The 257-nt window shown below is 39.3% G+C and carries 1 pseudogene; it reads right to left on the reverse strand.

The features are described 5' to 3' along the window. Nucleotides 1-208 (reverse strand): annotated as a pseudogene (locus tag M901_RS01190) (flagellin FliC); the annotation flags it as partial. Nucleotides 209-257 lie beyond the last annotated feature (49 nt).

Here is a 257-nt window from a genome sequence, read left to right on the forward strand (position 1 = left end):
CACCAGCGTTTCTAGTCGCTTGTTGAGTCCCTCTAATTCCAGCCTTTAGCTTTTCACTAATTGCTAAACCTGCTGCATCATCTCCTGCTTTATTAATTCTGCTACCACTAGCCATCTTTTCCATAGAAGCTTGCTTCGATCTTGTTACTCCACCTAAACTTCTTTGTGCTGCTAATGATTGTGTGTTTGTGTTAATTCTTAAACCCATGTTAATCTCCTCGATTCACTTAAAACCTCCTTGTGCTATTAAAGTTTGA

The organism is Bacteriovorax sp. DB6_IX (assembly GCF_000447775.1).
Lineage (GTDB): Bacteria > Bdellovibrionota > Bacteriovoracia > Bacteriovoracales > Bacteriovoracaceae > Halobacteriovorax_A.